Origin of the sequence: Citrobacter europaeus (assembly GCA_020099315.1) — a bacterium.
GTDB lineage: Bacteria > Pseudomonadota > Gammaproteobacteria > Enterobacterales > Enterobacteriaceae > Citrobacter > Citrobacter europaeus.
The window spans coordinates 801,456-815,620 of record CP083650.1 but is presented as its reverse complement, the minus strand read 5'-3'; the positions used below and the strand labels follow the sequence as shown (position 1 = coordinate 815,620).

Here is a 14,165-nt window from a genome sequence, read left to right as displayed (position 1 = left end):
AAGAATCAGGACGTGAGTCCCAGTGCGCGTTTGACGGGGCCAAAACTACGGCGATGGTGCTCGGTTGCACCATGCATTGCCAACTTTTCCAGATGAAAAGCGGTTGGATAGCCTTTGTGCTGTGCAAAGCCATACTGCGGGAACACCGTATCCAGGGCCGCCATTTCAGCGTCACGGGTGACTTTTGCCAGTATCGACGCCGCGCTAATCTCCGCCACGCGGCTGTCGCCTTTGACCACCGCCATCGATGGCACCGGTAATGCCGGGCAACGATTGCCGTCAATTAATACGTATTCCGGCGCAATATGCAGACCCGCAACCGCACGCTGCATGGCCAGCATGGTGGCATGCAAAATATTCAGTTCGTCGATTTCATGCGGTTCTGCACGCCCCAGACTCCAGCTTAACGCTTTTTCTTTAATTTCATCAAACAGCGCCAGGCGACGTTTTTCTGACAGTTTTTTTGAGTCGTTAAGACCGATAATAGGGCGAGCCGGATCCAGAATGACGGCGGCGGTGACAACGGCGCCGACCAAAGGACCACGTCCAACTTCATCCACACCCGCCACTAAATGCGTATGTGGATACACAAACTCAATCATTGCGCTAACTCCAGGACCGCATCCGCCGCCTGCTCATCAGCATTACAACGGATCTGCTGGTGCAGTTCACGGAATGTGTCGTGCATTGCATGGCTGGTTTTACCATTCGCCAACAACGGCAACAGCGCTTGCGACAGCGCCTGCGGTTCACACTCTTCCTGCAACAGCTCTTTAACCAGTTCTCTTCCCGCCAGCAGGTTAGGTAGCGAAACGTAGTCGGTCTTCACCAGACGCTTCGCCAGCCAGAAGGTGAAAGGTTTCATTCGGTAGCCAACCACCATCGGGCATTTTGCCAGCATACATTCCAGCGCGGCGGTACCTGAAGCCAGCAGTGCAGCATCGCTGGCCACCATTGCTTCACGTCCCATCCCGTTGAGCAGATGAACAGAAAGCTCCGGTGCTACTTCAGCTTTAATTCGCTCAAACTGCTCGCGACGTTTGGCATTCACCAACGGCACCACCACTTCGAGATCCGGATAATGCTGACGTAACAGCTGCGCCGTTTTCAGAAAATCGGCACTGAGCATCTCCACTTCTGCGCCACGGCTTCCAGGCAATAGCGCCAGGCAGTGAGCGTCATGGGGAATGCCCAGAACATCGCGTGCCGCGTTTTTATCCGGATCCAACGGCATGGCATCCGCCATGGTATGGCCGATAAAGCGACACGGGACGTTAAATTTGTCATAAAACGCTTTTTCGAAAGGCAGAAAGGCCAGCACCATATTGGTGGATCTGCCTATTTTGAAAACGCGTTTCTGTCGCCAGGCCCAAACAGAAGGGCTGACGTAATGAATGGTTTTAATGCCCTGCTTTTTCAGGTTCCCTTCAAGGGTAATGTTGAAGTCAGGCGCATCAATACCAACAAAAACATCCGGCTTTAAGTCGGTGAACCGGCGAGTAAGATCGGCGCGAATATGCAGTAAACGGCGCAGGCGTCCGAGCACTTCAACAATGCCCATTACCGCCAGCTCTTCCATTTCGTACCAGGCTTCACAGCCTTCAGCCTGCATCAGCGGACCCGCCACGCCAACAAAACGCGCATTCGGAACGCGAGCCTTGAGCGCACGGATTAACCCTGCACCAAGAATATCGCCGGAGGTTTCTCCGGCGACGAGGGCAATCGTTAAAGGACGCTGCTCAGTCATTAACGAATCAGGCCACGCGTTGAGCGCTCAAAGAAGTCGCTGAAAGCCTGAACTTCGGGATACTGTTTCGCCAGTTCCGCGATTTCTGGTTTCACTTCTTCCAGCGTTTTACCACTACGGTACAACGCTTTGTAGGCGTTACGAATCGCGGTAATCGCTTCGCGGGTGAATCCACGACGCTTCAGACCTTCGATATTGACGCCAAACGGCGTCGCGTGGTTGCCCTGGGCGATAACGTATGGAGGCACGTCCTGGGCTACGCCAGAACAGCCGCCAACCATCACATGCGCGCCAATGATGCAGAACTGATGCACCGCAGTCATGCCACCGATGATAACAAAATCATCAAGCGAAACATGTCCGGCAAGCGTGGCGTTATTCGCCAGAATACAGCGGTTGCCTACCGTACAATCATGCGCGACGTGCGCATTAATCATCAGTAAGTTATCGCTGCCCACCTTCGTCACTCCACCGCCCTGCACTGTGCCACGATGAATGGTGACGCTTTCGCGGATGCGGTTGCGATCGCCAATTTCCACGCGGGTCGGTTCGCCAGCATATTTCAGATCCTGGTTAACTTCGCCGATGGAGGCAAACTGATAGATCTCGTTATCGCGACCAATTTTTGTATGGCCATTCACGACAACGTGAGACTTCAGTACGGTACCCTCACCAATTTCAACATGGGGTCCAACAATACAAAATGGGCCAATGTGAGCGTTAGCGCCAATGCTGGCGCCGTCTTCCACAATGGCGGTTGGGTGAATAAAGGCGGATTTATCAATCACGTATCAGGCCTCCCGGCTACGGGCACACATCATCGTTGCTTCGCACACAACTTTACCGTCGACCAGCGCAACCCCTTTAAAACGGGTCAGGCCGCGGCGCGTTTTCTCGAAAGTCACTTCCATGATCATCTGATCGCCTGGCACGACAGGACGCTTAAAGCGCGCTTCGTCAATACCCGCGAAATAGTACAGTTCGCCTGGTTCCAGCTTTCCTACGCTTTTAAACGCGAGGATACCGGTGGCCTGCGCCATCGCTTCCAGAATCAGTACGCCTGGGAAAATAGGTTTACCCGGAAAGTGGCCCTGGAAGAAAGGCTCGTTAACGGATACATTTTTCACTGCGCGCAGAAAACGACCTTCTTCAAAATCCAGCACGCGGTCAACCAGCAGAAACGGAAAACGGTGCGGCAGAAGTTCTAAAATCTCTTCAATATGCAGAGTATGAGTGTTAGTAGTCAAAATACTCTTCCTGTCAAAATATACTAAAAGGCAATAATAACACGGCCTGTCGCAATCGTATGAATGGGACAGGCCGAAAAGTCAGACATGCAAAAAAGGTGTTTTAGTCTTGTTGATTAACCTTGCGCTCAATCGCTTTGAGACGCTTGCTCATATCATCAATATTCATCACCAGTGCAGCTGTTTTACGCCATACCTTGTTGGGCTGTAGCGGAATGCCTGAGGAATAGACGCCAGGTTCAGTGATAGGACGCATCACCATACCCATGCCAGTAACCGTGACTTTATCGCATATTTCCATATGCCCATTGATCACGCTGGCGCCACCAATCATGCAGTAACGGCCAATCTTCAGGCTACCCGCCATAATGACGCCACCGGCTACCGCCGTATTGTCGCCAATCACAACGTTATGCGCAATCTGGCACTGGTTATCAATGATAACACCATTGCCGATCACAGTATCGTCCAGAGCACCACGGTCAATAGTGGTACAAGCGCCGATCTCGACGCGATCGCCGATAATCACCCGACCAAGCTGTGGGATCTTCACCCAGTTACCGCGATCGTTCGCGTAACCGAATCCATCAGATCCGACGACAGTACTGGACTGGATCAGGCAATTCTCACCGATCTGAATATCGTGGTAAATCGTCACATTCGCCCACAAGCGAGAACCTGCGCCGATTTTTGTATTTTTTCCGACGAAGCAGCCTGCGCCGATAACGACGTTATCGCCCAGTTCTACGCCAGACTCAATGACCGCATTTGCGCCCACAGAGACATTATTACCCAGCTTCGCCGTCGCATCGATCGCTGCACTCGGTGCAATGTTTTGTGCGGGCTGCGGCGTGGTATCTAAGATTTGCGCCATGCGTGCATAGGTCAGGTAGGGATTCTTCACTACCAGCGCTGCACACTTAGCAAAAGGAAGATCGTCCTGCGTCATCACAACGGCAGAGGCCTGGCATACGCCTAAGTGTTCACGGTACTTAGGATTCACCATGAACGTGATATTGCCAGTTTGCGCAGATTGCATGGACGCTACGCCGGTGATGACGATATCGCCATCACCGTGTAATTCTGCATCCAACTGCTCTGCTAAATCAGCCAGTCGAATTGAAGGCATTACTTATTTAACCTGTTTCAGTACGTCAGCGGTGATGTCTTTTACATCGCTGCTGTTGTATGCAACGGTGTTAGCGTCAACAACCAGATCGATGCTCTGGCTGTTAGCAACAGATTTCACAGCTGTCTGGATACGAGTAACCAGTTTGCCACGTTCTTCGTTGGAACGACGCGCACGATCCTGCTCAAAAGCCTGAGCTTTCTGAGAGAAAGTCTGACGCTGAGCCATAACGTCTTTTTCCAGCTTGGTACGATCGCTACCCGCTTTCATGGATTGCAGACGCTGCATTTTAGATTGCAGATCGGATTCCATACGCTGCAGTTCGCTGGCACGGCCTTTGAACTCGTTTTCCAGCGTAGCAGAAACGCCCGTCTTCTGTGCAACCTGTTGGAACAGGCTACCCATGTTGACGATTGCAATTTTGTCAGCAGCCTGTGCGGACGTTGCCATCGCTAAACCGAGACCTGCAGCTAATAACCACTTTTTCACAATTAACTCCTTACCATCCCATTTGCACCCGAAGGTACAGTTCTTTGCGTGGCCAGGCGATCCCATGCAAGATCGCCTAAAGTCAGCGCTACACTACCACTACATTCCTTTGCGAAGAACAATTACCAGGTTTTACCAATGTTAAACTGGAACTGTTCCGCTTTGTCTCCATCGTACTTCTTGAACGGCTGGGCGTAGGAGAAAACCAACGGCCCCAATGGGGACATCCATTGTAAAGCGATACCCGCGGACATACGGATATTGCTTGGATCGCTGTAGTCCGGATAACCAGAGTACTTAGCTGAATCCCAGTTCGTATCCCAAACGGTACCCATATCCCAGAAGAACGAGGTACGGACCGAGTTGGCATACTTGTCGCTGATAAACGGCGTCGGGGTGATGAATTCCAGGCTGGCGACAGCCATGGCGTTACCGCCCACCGCATCATCCGATTCACACGGTGAAGTATTGCTGGCGTCACACTCGTTATCATAATTGTCATCGTCGTGATAACGATTAGCCGGTAAATAGACAGCCTTCGGACCGATGGTATTGGACTGGAAGCCACGCACGGTGCTGGAACCACCGGCATAGAAGTTCTCGTAGAACGGCATCTCTTTGCCGCCTATTCCATCACCGTAACCCCACTTGGTACGACCCAGAACAACCCACTTGTGATCGTCATCGATCGGTACATAGGTCGCGGTATCCAGCGTCGCTTTGTAGTATTCGTTGTCAGAACCCGGAATGGTCACTTTACCGTTCAGGTTGACACGCGTACCTTCCGTTGGGAAGTAGCCACGGTCCAGCTTGTTATATGTCCAACCATAGTTGAAGGTGAAGTCGTCTGATTTGAAGCTATCAGCGTCAGGATTTTCACCCATGGATTCCAGATAACGTTGCATCGCAACCTGTGGATCCATGTTAGACAAGGAGTTATGTACATAACCGACACCCGCACGCAACGTGTTGTATTCGTTAATCGGGAAGCCAAGCGTTACGTCAGTACCATAACTTTTGTTGGTATAGTCAGACAGGTCTGCGTCATCCGCTTCAAAATCGTTATAGAAGACGCGGCCACCGAGACTCACACCATCAACGGTGAAGTACGGGTTAGTTACAGACAACTCAGTATAGGTCTGGTAGTCGTTTTTGGTGCCGTTAATTCCGACAGAATAACCGGTACCTAACCAGTTATCTTGCTGGACACCGGCCTGGAAGCTCACACCGCTCTCAGTACCGTAACCGACGCCGAAGTTAAAGCTACCGGTGTTACGCTCTTTGACCTTGTAGACCACATCAACCTGATCCGGGCTGCCCGGTATACGCTGAGTATCGGTATCAACGGTTTCAAAGTAACCCAGACGGTTCAGACGCTCTTTACCCTGATCGACCAGATCGCTACCCAACCAGGCACCTTCCATCTGGCGCATTTCGCGACGCAGAACGGAATCTTTAGAGGTGTCGTTACCTTCAAAACGAATCTTACGCACATAGAAACGGTTACCCGCATCTACGTTTACACGTAATTTAACGGTTTTATCGGCATCGTTGATTTCAGGCTGCGACTGTACGCGCGGATAGGCATAACCATAGCGACCCAGAAGCTTCTTGATATCATCTTCCATTTTGGTCACTTTGGTGCCGTTATAGAGTTCGCCTGGCTCGATTTTAGTCAGGGTCTCAATTTCGGCGGAATGCCCGGCCAGGTTACCGCTCACCTGTACCCCAGAAAGCTTGTACTGTTCGCCTTCAGTGATGTTAACGGTGATATAGATACCTTTTTTATCCGGCGTCAGGCTGACCTGGGTAGAATCGATATTGAAGCGAGCATAACCGCGATCCAGATAGTAACTGCGCAGGGTTTCGAGGTCGCCCGCCAGTTTCTGTTTCTGGTATTTACGATCGCCCACTACGTTCCACCACGGCACTTCATCACGCAGTTGGAAGTGAGAGATCAGTTCGTCGGTCGAGAAGGCATGGTTGCCGACGATGTTGATCTGTTGGATCTTCGCCGAAACGCCTTCCTGGAAGACCAGCTTGAGGTCAACGCGGTTACGCGGCAACGGCGTTACCACCGCTTTCACACTGGCGCTGTACTTACCGACGCTGTAGTAGAAATCTTCCAGCCCTTTTTCGATATCGGCAAGCGTGGTGCGATCCAGAGACTCGCCAACACGTACGCCAGACGCCTCGAGGTTTTGCTTGAGCATGTCATCTTTCACCGATTTGTTACCGGAGAAAGTGATGCTGGCAATCGTCGGACGTTCTTTTACCTGAACCAGAAGGGTATCACCATCGCGCAGGACGCGGACATCCTCAAAGTTACCGGTGGCGAACAGAGCACGAATGGTATTACTGATGTCTTCATCATTAACCGTGTCGCCTGTGCGCACCGGCATACTGAGGAGAGCCGCACCAACGGCGACTCGCTGTAGGCCTTCGAAATGAATGTCCTTCACTACGAACCCTTCAGCACCGTATACGGTGGCGCTGCTAAACAGCAGCGACGCTATGAGCAACTTTTTCATCGCCATCGTTATTATGCGTTCTTCCTAACACTCTCTTACAACCGAGAGAAATCATTGAAAAGTGCAAGCCCCATTAACAACACCAGCAAGATAGAGCCAATGCGATAACTAAAGTCTTGAACCCGCTCGGATACCGGACCGCCCTTCAGCTTTTCAATCGCCAGGAACAGCAGATGCCCCCCGTCAAGAACGGGCAACGGAAACAGGTTGATTATCCCTAAGTTCACGCTGATAAGCGCAAGGAACATCAGGTAATAAATAACCCCGAACTCCGCTGACATCCCAGCCCCCTGGGCGATAGAAATCGGCCCACTGAGGTTGTTCAGTTTTACATCACCGGTAATCAATTTTCCCAGCATACTGACCGTCAGCTTCATCAACTGCCACGTTTTATCCGAGGCTTCGAGGATGGCGCTGAATGGCCCATACTGGCGTACAGTCTTATACTCATCAGGCAGAGGAATAACTTTAGGCACCACGCCCGCAAAACCTTCTGCCTTTCCGTTAACCGGTTTTGAATCTGGGGTTAACGTTAAAGACAAGGAACTTCCTTGTCTTTCAATATCTAGCGCTAACGGCTTATCCGGATTATCGCGCACCAGCGTCACGAACGTCATCCATTGCGTAAGCGGCTGACCATTGACTTTAACGATCCTGTCGCCAGCTTGCAAACCCGCCTTACTTGCAGCGGAGTTAACCTGCACTTCTGACAGCACCGATTCGATCTGCGGACCGCGCGGACGAATCCCTAAACTGGAGACGGGATCCTCTTTGTCTGGCTCAAATGCCCAATGGCGTAAATCCAGCGTTTTGTTCTGCCGCTGGTCGCTGCCAAACTGCGCCACGCTGAGAGTCGTACGCTCATCGCCGATTTTGGATACCAGTTGCAATCGCACAGCATCCCAATCAGGGGTTTCGATACCATCAACCGCTTTTAGTTCCGTACCCGGCTGAATTTGCGCCTGTGCGGCAATCGAGTTGGGCGTTATTTCACCAACAACCGGACGAACGCCAGGGACACCGATGATAAACACCAGCCAGTAAGCGAAAATAGCAAAAAGGAAGTTTGCAATCGGACCTGCGGCGATGATGGCTGCGCGTTGTCCAACCGTTTTATTGTTGAAAGCGTAATGGCGCAGCTCCGGTGCGACCGGTTCAGCGCGCTCATCCAGCATCTTGACGTAACCGCCGAGGGGAATCAGGGCGATGACGTATTCCGTACCCGATTTATCGGTACGCCGCCAAAGCGCTTTTCCAAAGCCAATGGAAAAGCGTTCGACGCGGACTCCGCAGCGCCGTGCAACCCAGAAATGACCAAATTCATGCACGGTGATAAGCACACCAAGTGCGACAATGAATGCAGCCAGATTCCAGAGAATACTCAGCATAAGACCATCCGTTAGAGCGTCCTGAATACCAGTAACAACAGGCAGGCAAAGACCGGTACCGCAGCCGTCAGGCTATCAATACGATCCAGAATACCGCCGTGTCCTGGGATTAAGTGACCACTGTCCTTAATACCTGCTTCACGCTTAAACATACTCTCGGTCAGGTCACCCAGCACGGAGGCCAGGGCTGCAACGATGGAGCAAATGAGCAAGGTGACAGGCGCAACCTCAAGATTCGCCCACATGCCATAACCCCATGAGATCACGGCCGCAGTGGCGAGTCCGCCAATAAAACCCTGCCAGGTTTTACCGGGAGAAACCTTCGGCGCCAGCTTATGTTTGCCAAACAGCTTACCAAACATATAGGCACCAGAGTCCGCTCCCCAAACGAGGATCATGACATACAGAAGCCATAGCGCGCCACTATAATGATTCTCATCATAGTGCCATGCGCGTAGCGCCAGCATTCCCCAAAAGAATGGGACAATGGTTAACACGCCGAAAATTATGCGTAATGTTTTGGAATTACGCCAGACCGACGCAGAGCCGGGATAAAACAGCACCAGTAACAGCGCCACAACCCACCAGCCCAGCGATGCCCACAGCGATATTTCAACCAGCGGTTGATGAATATTGCGATGATATTCTGGCAGCAAAAATAGCATCAGTGCCAGCAATAGCCCGCACAAAACCGCCAGCCAGACTCGCTGCGTACGCGTGGTAAAACCGCTTAACTGTCCCCATTCCCAGGCGGCCAACATACAGACGACCAACGTAACAATGGCGAACCCCACCGGCGGCAGCAAAAACAGCGCCGCGATGACAACGGGTATTAAAACAAAAGCAGAAATCAGGCGATACTTCAGCAAAAGCGACCCCCATCAGGCTTTTTCATCACCGGGCTCGGTGCCGCCGAAACGACGCTCACGATTAGCAAAGGCATGCAGCGCACCTTCAAAGTCTTGTTCATCGAAATCGGGCCAGAGAACATCCGTAAAGTAAAGTTCGGCATAGGCGATTTGCCACAACAGAAAATTACTAATACGATGCTCCCCCCCAGTCCTTATCACTAAATCCACAGGAGCCAGTTCATGCATACAAATTTGCTGCCCAAGCATCTCTTCATCGATTTGCTCTGGACGCAGCAAACCATCCTGCACCTGTTGTGCCAGTTGCCTGACTCCCTGGACTATATCCCACCGTCCACCGTAATTCGCTGCAATATTCAGCGTCAACCCGGTATTCTGGGCGGTAATCGCTTCTGATTTGCGAATCCGTTCTTGCAAACGTGAGTTAAATCGACTGATATCCCCGATAATACGCAGGCGTACGTTATGGCGGTGCAGGTTTTTCACTTCGCTATCAAGCGCCCACACAAACAGTTCCATTAACGCGCTCACTTCCTGCGCAGGTCGGTTCCAGTTCTCACTGCTAAAGGCATACAGCGTTAACGCATCAATACCGTTATTGGCAGCAAAAGAGACAGCCCGGCGGACGGATTTTGCTCCGGCCTTATGCCCAAAGGCGCGAATCTTCCCTTGCTTTTTCGCCCAGCGGCCATTGCCATCCATGATAATTGCTACATGGCGACAACCATGTGCTGGCAAATTTTCGCTTAATGGTTTAGTTGCAGACAACATAACGCGTTTTTAGTCCCTGAAAGGATTTACGGTACTCAGGAATACTGAAGCCCATCCACAAAAAAGCCGTGTCAAACCACGGCTTACCCGACCGGAAAAAAGCAAATACCCGCGATCGAGTGGCGCAGACTATATCACTGAAGCCCAACGCTAACAAATAGCGCGATTCTCCGTAGAGGGATTATCATCAGCTTGAGAGTCGCATCACTTCTTTTCTGGCGACGTCCCGCGCGATGGCATCAACCTTCAGCACGTCATCAACGCTCTGCGGCTCCTGCAAATCCATCTTATCCAGCACGGATAAATTCAGGTCAGCAATATCGGTAAATCGGATCTGCTGCGCCAGGAACGCGGCAACGGTAATTTCATTCGCAGCATTCAACGCGGTCGTCGCCGCCTGCCCTTGCTCAAACGCGTCCATCGCCAGTTTCAGGCACGGATAACGCTGGTAATCAGGTGCGGAAAACGTCAACGCACTGAGTTGGCAAAAATCGACAGGCTTAACGCCGGACGTCACTCGTTCTGGCCATGCCATGGTATGAGCAATTGGTGTACGCATATCAGGTTCCCCCAACTGCGCCAGAACGCTACCATCCTGATAACGAACCATCGAATGAATAACCGACTGCGGGTGAATCAGCACTTCCATCTGGCTTGCGCTGGCATTAAATAGCCAACGCGCTTCAATGTATTCCAGACCTTTATTCATCATAGTGGCGGAATCGACAGAGATTTTTCGTCCCATCGACCAATTCGGATGACGACATGCCTGATCGGGGGTCATAGAAACCAGATCGGACAATGGCGTTTCACGGAAAGGGCCACCAGACCCGGTAAGCAGAACTGACATAACGCCGTTTTGCTCAAGGTCAGCGTATCCCAGATTGTGTTGGATAGGTTGCGGTAAACTCTGAAAAATCGCGTTATGTTCGCTATCTACCGGCAAAAGCTGCGCTTTGTGGCGTTTCACGTCGTCCATAAACAAACGCCCACAGGTCACCAGAGACTCTTTATTCGCCAGTAAAATGCTTTTGCTCGCACGAATTGCCGCCAGCGTCGGCAGCAGGCCCGCCGCGCCAACAATCGCCGCCATCACCTGATCAACTTCATCCAGCGCAGCCATATCACAGGCAGCCTGTTGACCGCTCATGACCTCAGTGCGACTGCCCTGCTCCAGCAGAGCTGCTTTTACCAACGCAGCGCTTTTTTCATCGTCCATTACCGCATAGCGAGGAGAAAACTCCAGGCACTGCTCTACCATGCGGGCGACATTTTTACCCGCCACCAACGCAGCAACACGAAATTTTTCCGGGTTATGGCGTACTACATCCAGCGTACTGCAACCAATGGAACCGGTTGATCCCAGGATGGTTAATTGCTTCATGAGACATCCAGAAGAATTTTACCCTTTAAGGTATATAGACAGAAAAAAGCAAAACGCCGCCATCCAGCCTTCTCAGGCCTTCTAAGCGGCGTTTTTAGCGTACAGGCGAATCAGAACTGCATCAGTTCCGTTTCTTTCTCTGCCAGCGCCGCATCAACTTTCTTGATAGCTGCGTCAGTCAGTTTCTGCACGTCGTCCTGAGAACGGCGATCGTCATCTTCGCTGATCTCTTTTTCTTTCAACAGCGCTTTCACTTTGTCGTTGGCATCGCGACGAACGTTACGTACGGCAACGCGCGCGCCTTCTGCTTCGCCACGCACGATCTTGGTCAGATCTTTACGACGTTCTTCAGTCAGCGGCGGCAGCGGAACGCGGATGTCGGAACCGGCAGAGCTTGGATTCAGACCGAGGTCGGAAGCCATAATTGCTTTCTCAACGGCTGGACCCATAGAACGGTCGAACACGTTGATTTTCAGGGTACGGGAATCTTCAACCGTTACGCTTGCCAGCTGGCGCAGCGGGGTCGGCGTGCCGTAATATTCCACGACAATACCATCCAGCAGGCTAGGAGAAGCACGGCCCGTGCGAATTTTGCTGATTTGGTTTTTGAATGCTTCGACGCATTTTTCCATGCGTACTTCAGCATCTTTTCTGATATCGTTGATCACGTTACGAATCCTTGAAAGCTTGTTTCAGTCAGACCATACCCACCACGTAAGATGTGACAAGTATAGTCTTGATTAATTTTGAGGGACGTATCCCGCGACATTAAAGCGGAATATTACCTGCATTTAGCCGCAACGGGAATTATTCCGTGATTAACGTGCCTTCTTTTTCACCCATAACAACGCGGCGCAGTGCACCCGGTTTGTTCATGTTAAAGACACGAATCGGTAATTTGTGGTCACGAGCCAGCGTGAACGCCGCCAGATCCATCACTTTCAGCTCTTTATCCAGTACTTCAGCATAGGTCAACTGTTCGTACATGGTCGCGGTTGGATCTTTAGCCGGGTCAGCAGTAAATACGCCATCGACTTTGGTGGCTTTCAGTACCACATCCGCTTCAATTTCAATACCGCGCAGGCAGGCCGCAGAGTCGGTAGTAAAGAACGGATTGCCAGTACCCGCAGACAAAATAACAACGCGGTTGTTACGCAGCAGGCTGATCGCTTCCGCCCAGCTGTAGTTATCACACACGCCGTTCAGAGGAATTGCGGACATCAAGCGAGCGTTCACATAGGCGCGGTGAAGCGCATCGCGCATCGCCAGACCGTTCATGACGGTGGCTAACATGCCCATGTGGTCGCCCACAACACGGTTCATCCCTGCTTTCGCCAGACCAGCGCCACGGAACAGGTTACCACCACCAATCACTACGCCAACCTGGATACCCAGCTCAACCAGCTCTTTGATTTCCTGAGCCATACGGTCAAGGATGCTTGCATCAATACCGAAGCCTTCTGAACCTTGCAGAGCTTCGCCACTTAACTTAAGCAGAATACGTTTGTAGACGGGTTTTGCATTGGTAGCCATGTTTCTTTCCTGAGACTGTCAACGAATGAGATGAGTTAATTCCGGCGACATTGTATGTCGCTTTTCAGCATGACCACTATAGCGGTTCGCTGAATTTACAAGCCAGACACAAAAAGAAGCCGCCCTCAGGCGGCTCCTTTAAAAATTAAGACTGCTTGGACATCGCAGCAACTTCTGCTGCAAAGTCAGTCTCAACTTTCTCGATACCTTCACCCACTTCAAAGCGGATGAAGCCTGTTACGTCAGCGTTGTGCTCTTTCAGCAGCTGACCAACAGATTTGCTCGGATCCATAACGAAAGGCTGGCCAGTCAGAGAAACTTCGCCGGTGAATTTCTTCATGCGGCCTTCAACCATTTTCTCTGCGATTTCTTTCGGCTTACCAGACTGCATCGCGATGTCCAGCTGAACCTGGTATTCTTTCTCTACCACTTCAGCAGAAACGTCTTCCGGCTTAACGAATTCTGGTTTGCTTGCAGCAACGTGCATTGCCAGCTGTTTAACCAGCTCTTCGTCAGCGCCAGTTGCAGCAACCAGAACACCGATACGAGCACCGTGCTGGTAGTTACCCAGAACTTCGCCTTCCAGGGAAGCAACGCGACGGATGTTGATGTTCTCACCGATTTTAGCAACCAGAGCAACACGTTCTTCTTCGAACTGTGCTTTCAGAACTTCAACGTCAGTGATTTTGCCAGCAACGGCAGCGTCCAGTACTTTGTCAGCAAATGCCTGGAAACCAGCATCTTTAGCAACGAAGTCAGTCTGGCAGTTAACTTCCAGAATGAAAGCGATGTTGCCGTCGATTTTGGTTTTGATTACGCCGTCAGCAGCAACGTTGCCTGCTTTTTTCGCCGCTTTGATTGCGCCAGACTTACGCATGTTTTCGATTGCCAGCTCGATGTCGCCATTAGCTTCAGTCAGTGCTTTTTTGCAATCCATCATGCCTGCGCCAGTACGCTCACGCAGCTCTTTTACCAGGGATGCGGTAATTTCAGCCATTCTAAAATCCTCGGAAGATTTGATCTGCCCGGCATGAAACCGCACAGATTTAAAAGTGAAAAAGGGGCCTAAAGGGCCCC

General features: G+C 51.4%; 14 protein-coding genes. All 14 read right to left on the bottom strand.

Translation table 11 applies throughout. The annotated features are described in order from the left end of the window. Nucleotides 1-5: 5 nt before the first annotated feature. The 14 genes from rnhB to tsf all read right to left on the bottom strand — a co-directional run bounded on the left by rnhB (nucleotide 6) and on the right by tsf (nucleotide 14,085). Entirely contained in the window at nucleotides 6-602 is a 597-nt protein-coding gene (gene rnhB / locus LA337_03815) for a ribonuclease HII (GenBank protein ID UBI16836.1), read from the bottom strand. Continuing rightward, a complete protein-coding gene (lpxB, locus tag LA337_03810) occupies nucleotides 599-1,747 on the bottom strand; it encodes a lipid-A-disaccharide synthase (GenBank protein UBI16835.1) in 1,149 nt (382 codons plus the stop codon). The genes rnhB and lpxB overlap by 4 nt, the downstream gene beginning before the upstream one ends. Further along, nucleotides 1,747-2,535 (bottom strand): acyl-ACP--UDP-N-acetylglucosamine O-acyltransferase, encoded by a 789-nt coding sequence (gene lpxA, locus LA337_03805; protein ID UBI16834.1) that lies wholly within the window; start codon nucleotides 2,533-2,535, stop codon nucleotides 1,747-1,749. Before lpxA ends, lpxB begins: the two co-directional genes overlap by 1 nt. A gap of 3 nt (nucleotides 2,536-2,538) precedes the next feature. Continuing rightward, nucleotides 2,539-2,994 (bottom strand): 3-hydroxyacyl-ACP dehydratase FabZ, encoded by a 456-nt coding sequence (gene fabZ / locus LA337_03800; protein UBI16833.1) that lies wholly within the window; start codon nucleotides 2,992-2,994, stop codon nucleotides 2,539-2,541. 103 nt (nucleotides 2,995-3,097) lie between these two features. Continuing rightward, nucleotides 3,098-4,123 carry a UDP-3-O-(3-hydroxymyristoyl)glucosamine N-acyltransferase gene (gene lpxD / locus LA337_03795; GenBank protein ID UBI16832.1) on the bottom strand — a complete coding sequence of 342 codons (1,026 nt, stop codon included), beginning with the start codon at nucleotides 4,121-4,123 and terminating at the stop codon, nucleotides 3,098-3,100. 3 nt (nucleotides 4,124-4,126) lie between these two features. Beyond that, nucleotides 4,127-4,612 carry a molecular chaperone Skp gene (gene skp, locus LA337_03790; GenBank protein ID UBI16831.1) on the bottom strand — a complete coding sequence of 162 codons (486 nt, stop codon included), beginning with the start codon at nucleotides 4,610-4,612 and terminating at the stop codon, nucleotides 4,127-4,129. A gap of 122 nt (nucleotides 4,613-4,734) precedes the next feature. Then, the gene (gene bamA / locus LA337_03785; protein UBI16830.1) at nucleotides 4,735-7,149 is read right to left on the bottom strand and encodes an outer membrane protein assembly factor BamA; all 2,415 of its coding nucleotides are present in this window, start codon (nucleotides 7,147-7,149) and stop codon (nucleotides 4,735-4,737) included. 29 nt (nucleotides 7,150-7,178) lie between these two features. After that, nucleotides 7,179-8,531: a sigma E protease regulator RseP gene (rseP, locus tag LA337_03780; GenBank protein UBI16829.1), complete on the bottom strand. Its 1,353-nt coding sequence runs from the start codon at nucleotides 8,529-8,531 to the stop codon at nucleotides 7,179-7,181. Between the two features lie 11 nt (nucleotides 8,532-8,542). Further along, nucleotides 8,543-9,400, bottom strand: a complete 858-nt coding sequence (gene cdsA / locus LA337_03775; protein UBI16828.1) for a phosphatidate cytidylyltransferase — start codon at nucleotides 9,398-9,400, stop codon at nucleotides 8,543-8,545. 12 nt (nucleotides 9,401-9,412) lie between these two features. Continuing rightward, a complete protein-coding gene (ispU, locus tag LA337_03770; protein ID UBI16827.1) occupies nucleotides 9,413-10,171 on the bottom strand; it encodes a (2E,6E)-farnesyl-diphosphate-specific ditrans,polycis-undecaprenyl-diphosphate synthase in 759 nt (252 codons plus the stop codon). Between the two features lie 187 nt (nucleotides 10,172-10,358). After that, nucleotides 10,359-11,555 (bottom strand): 1-deoxy-D-xylulose-5-phosphate reductoisomerase, encoded by a 1,197-nt coding sequence (gene ispC / locus LA337_03765; GenBank protein ID UBI16826.1) that lies wholly within the window; start codon nucleotides 11,553-11,555, stop codon nucleotides 10,359-10,361. Nucleotides 11,556-11,665: 110 nt separating this feature from the next. Beyond that, a complete protein-coding gene (frr, locus tag LA337_03760; protein ID UBI16825.1) occupies nucleotides 11,666-12,223 on the bottom strand; it encodes a ribosome recycling factor in 558 nt (185 codons plus the stop codon). A gap of 139 nt (nucleotides 12,224-12,362) precedes the next feature. Further along, on the bottom strand, nucleotides 12,363-13,088 hold the full coding sequence (gene pyrH, locus LA337_03755; GenBank protein ID UBI16824.1) for a UMP kinase: 726 nt from the start codon (nucleotides 13,086-13,088) through the stop codon (nucleotides 12,363-12,365). Between the two features lie 145 nt (nucleotides 13,089-13,233). After that, nucleotides 13,234-14,085, bottom strand: coding sequence for a translation elongation factor Ts (gene tsf / locus LA337_03750; GenBank protein UBI16823.1), 852 nt, complete (start codon nucleotides 14,083-14,085; stop codon nucleotides 13,234-13,236). Nucleotides 14,086-14,165 lie beyond the last annotated feature (80 nt).

What these genes read in the sequence shown, in the direction of transcription:
- rnhB (UBI16836.1), bottom strand. Translation starts at nt 602, where the DNA reads ATGATTGAGTTTGTGTATCCACATACGCATTTAGTGGCGGGTGTGGAT.
- lpxB (UBI16835.1), bottom strand. Translation starts at nt 1,747, where the DNA reads ATGACTGAGCAGCGTCCTTTAACGATTGCCCTCGTCGCCGGAGAAACC.
- lpxD (UBI16832.1), bottom strand. Translation starts at nt 4,123, where the DNA reads ATGCCTTCAATTCGACTGGCTGATTTAGCAGAGCAGTTGGATGCAGAA.
- bamA (UBI16830.1), bottom strand. Translation starts at nt 7,149, where the DNA reads ATGGCGATGAAAAAGTTGCTCATAGCGTCGCTGCTGTTTAGCAGCGCC.
- rseP (UBI16829.1), bottom strand. Translation starts at nt 8,531, where the DNA reads ATGCTGAGTATTCTCTGGAATCTGGCTGCATTCATTGTCGCACTTGGT.
- ispU (UBI16827.1), bottom strand. Translation starts at nt 10,171, where the DNA reads ATGTTGTCTGCAACTAAACCATTAAGCGAAAATTTGCCAGCACATGGT.
- ispC (UBI16826.1), bottom strand. Translation starts at nt 11,555, where the DNA reads ATGAAGCAATTAACCATCCTGGGATCAACCGGTTCCATTGGTTGCAGT.
- pyrH (UBI16824.1), bottom strand. Translation starts at nt 13,088, where the DNA reads ATGGCTACCAATGCAAAACCCGTCTACAAACGTATTCTGCTTAAGTTA.
- tsf (UBI16823.1), bottom strand. Translation starts at nt 14,085, where the DNA reads ATGGCTGAAATTACCGCATCCCTGGTAAAAGAGCTGCGTGAGCGTACT.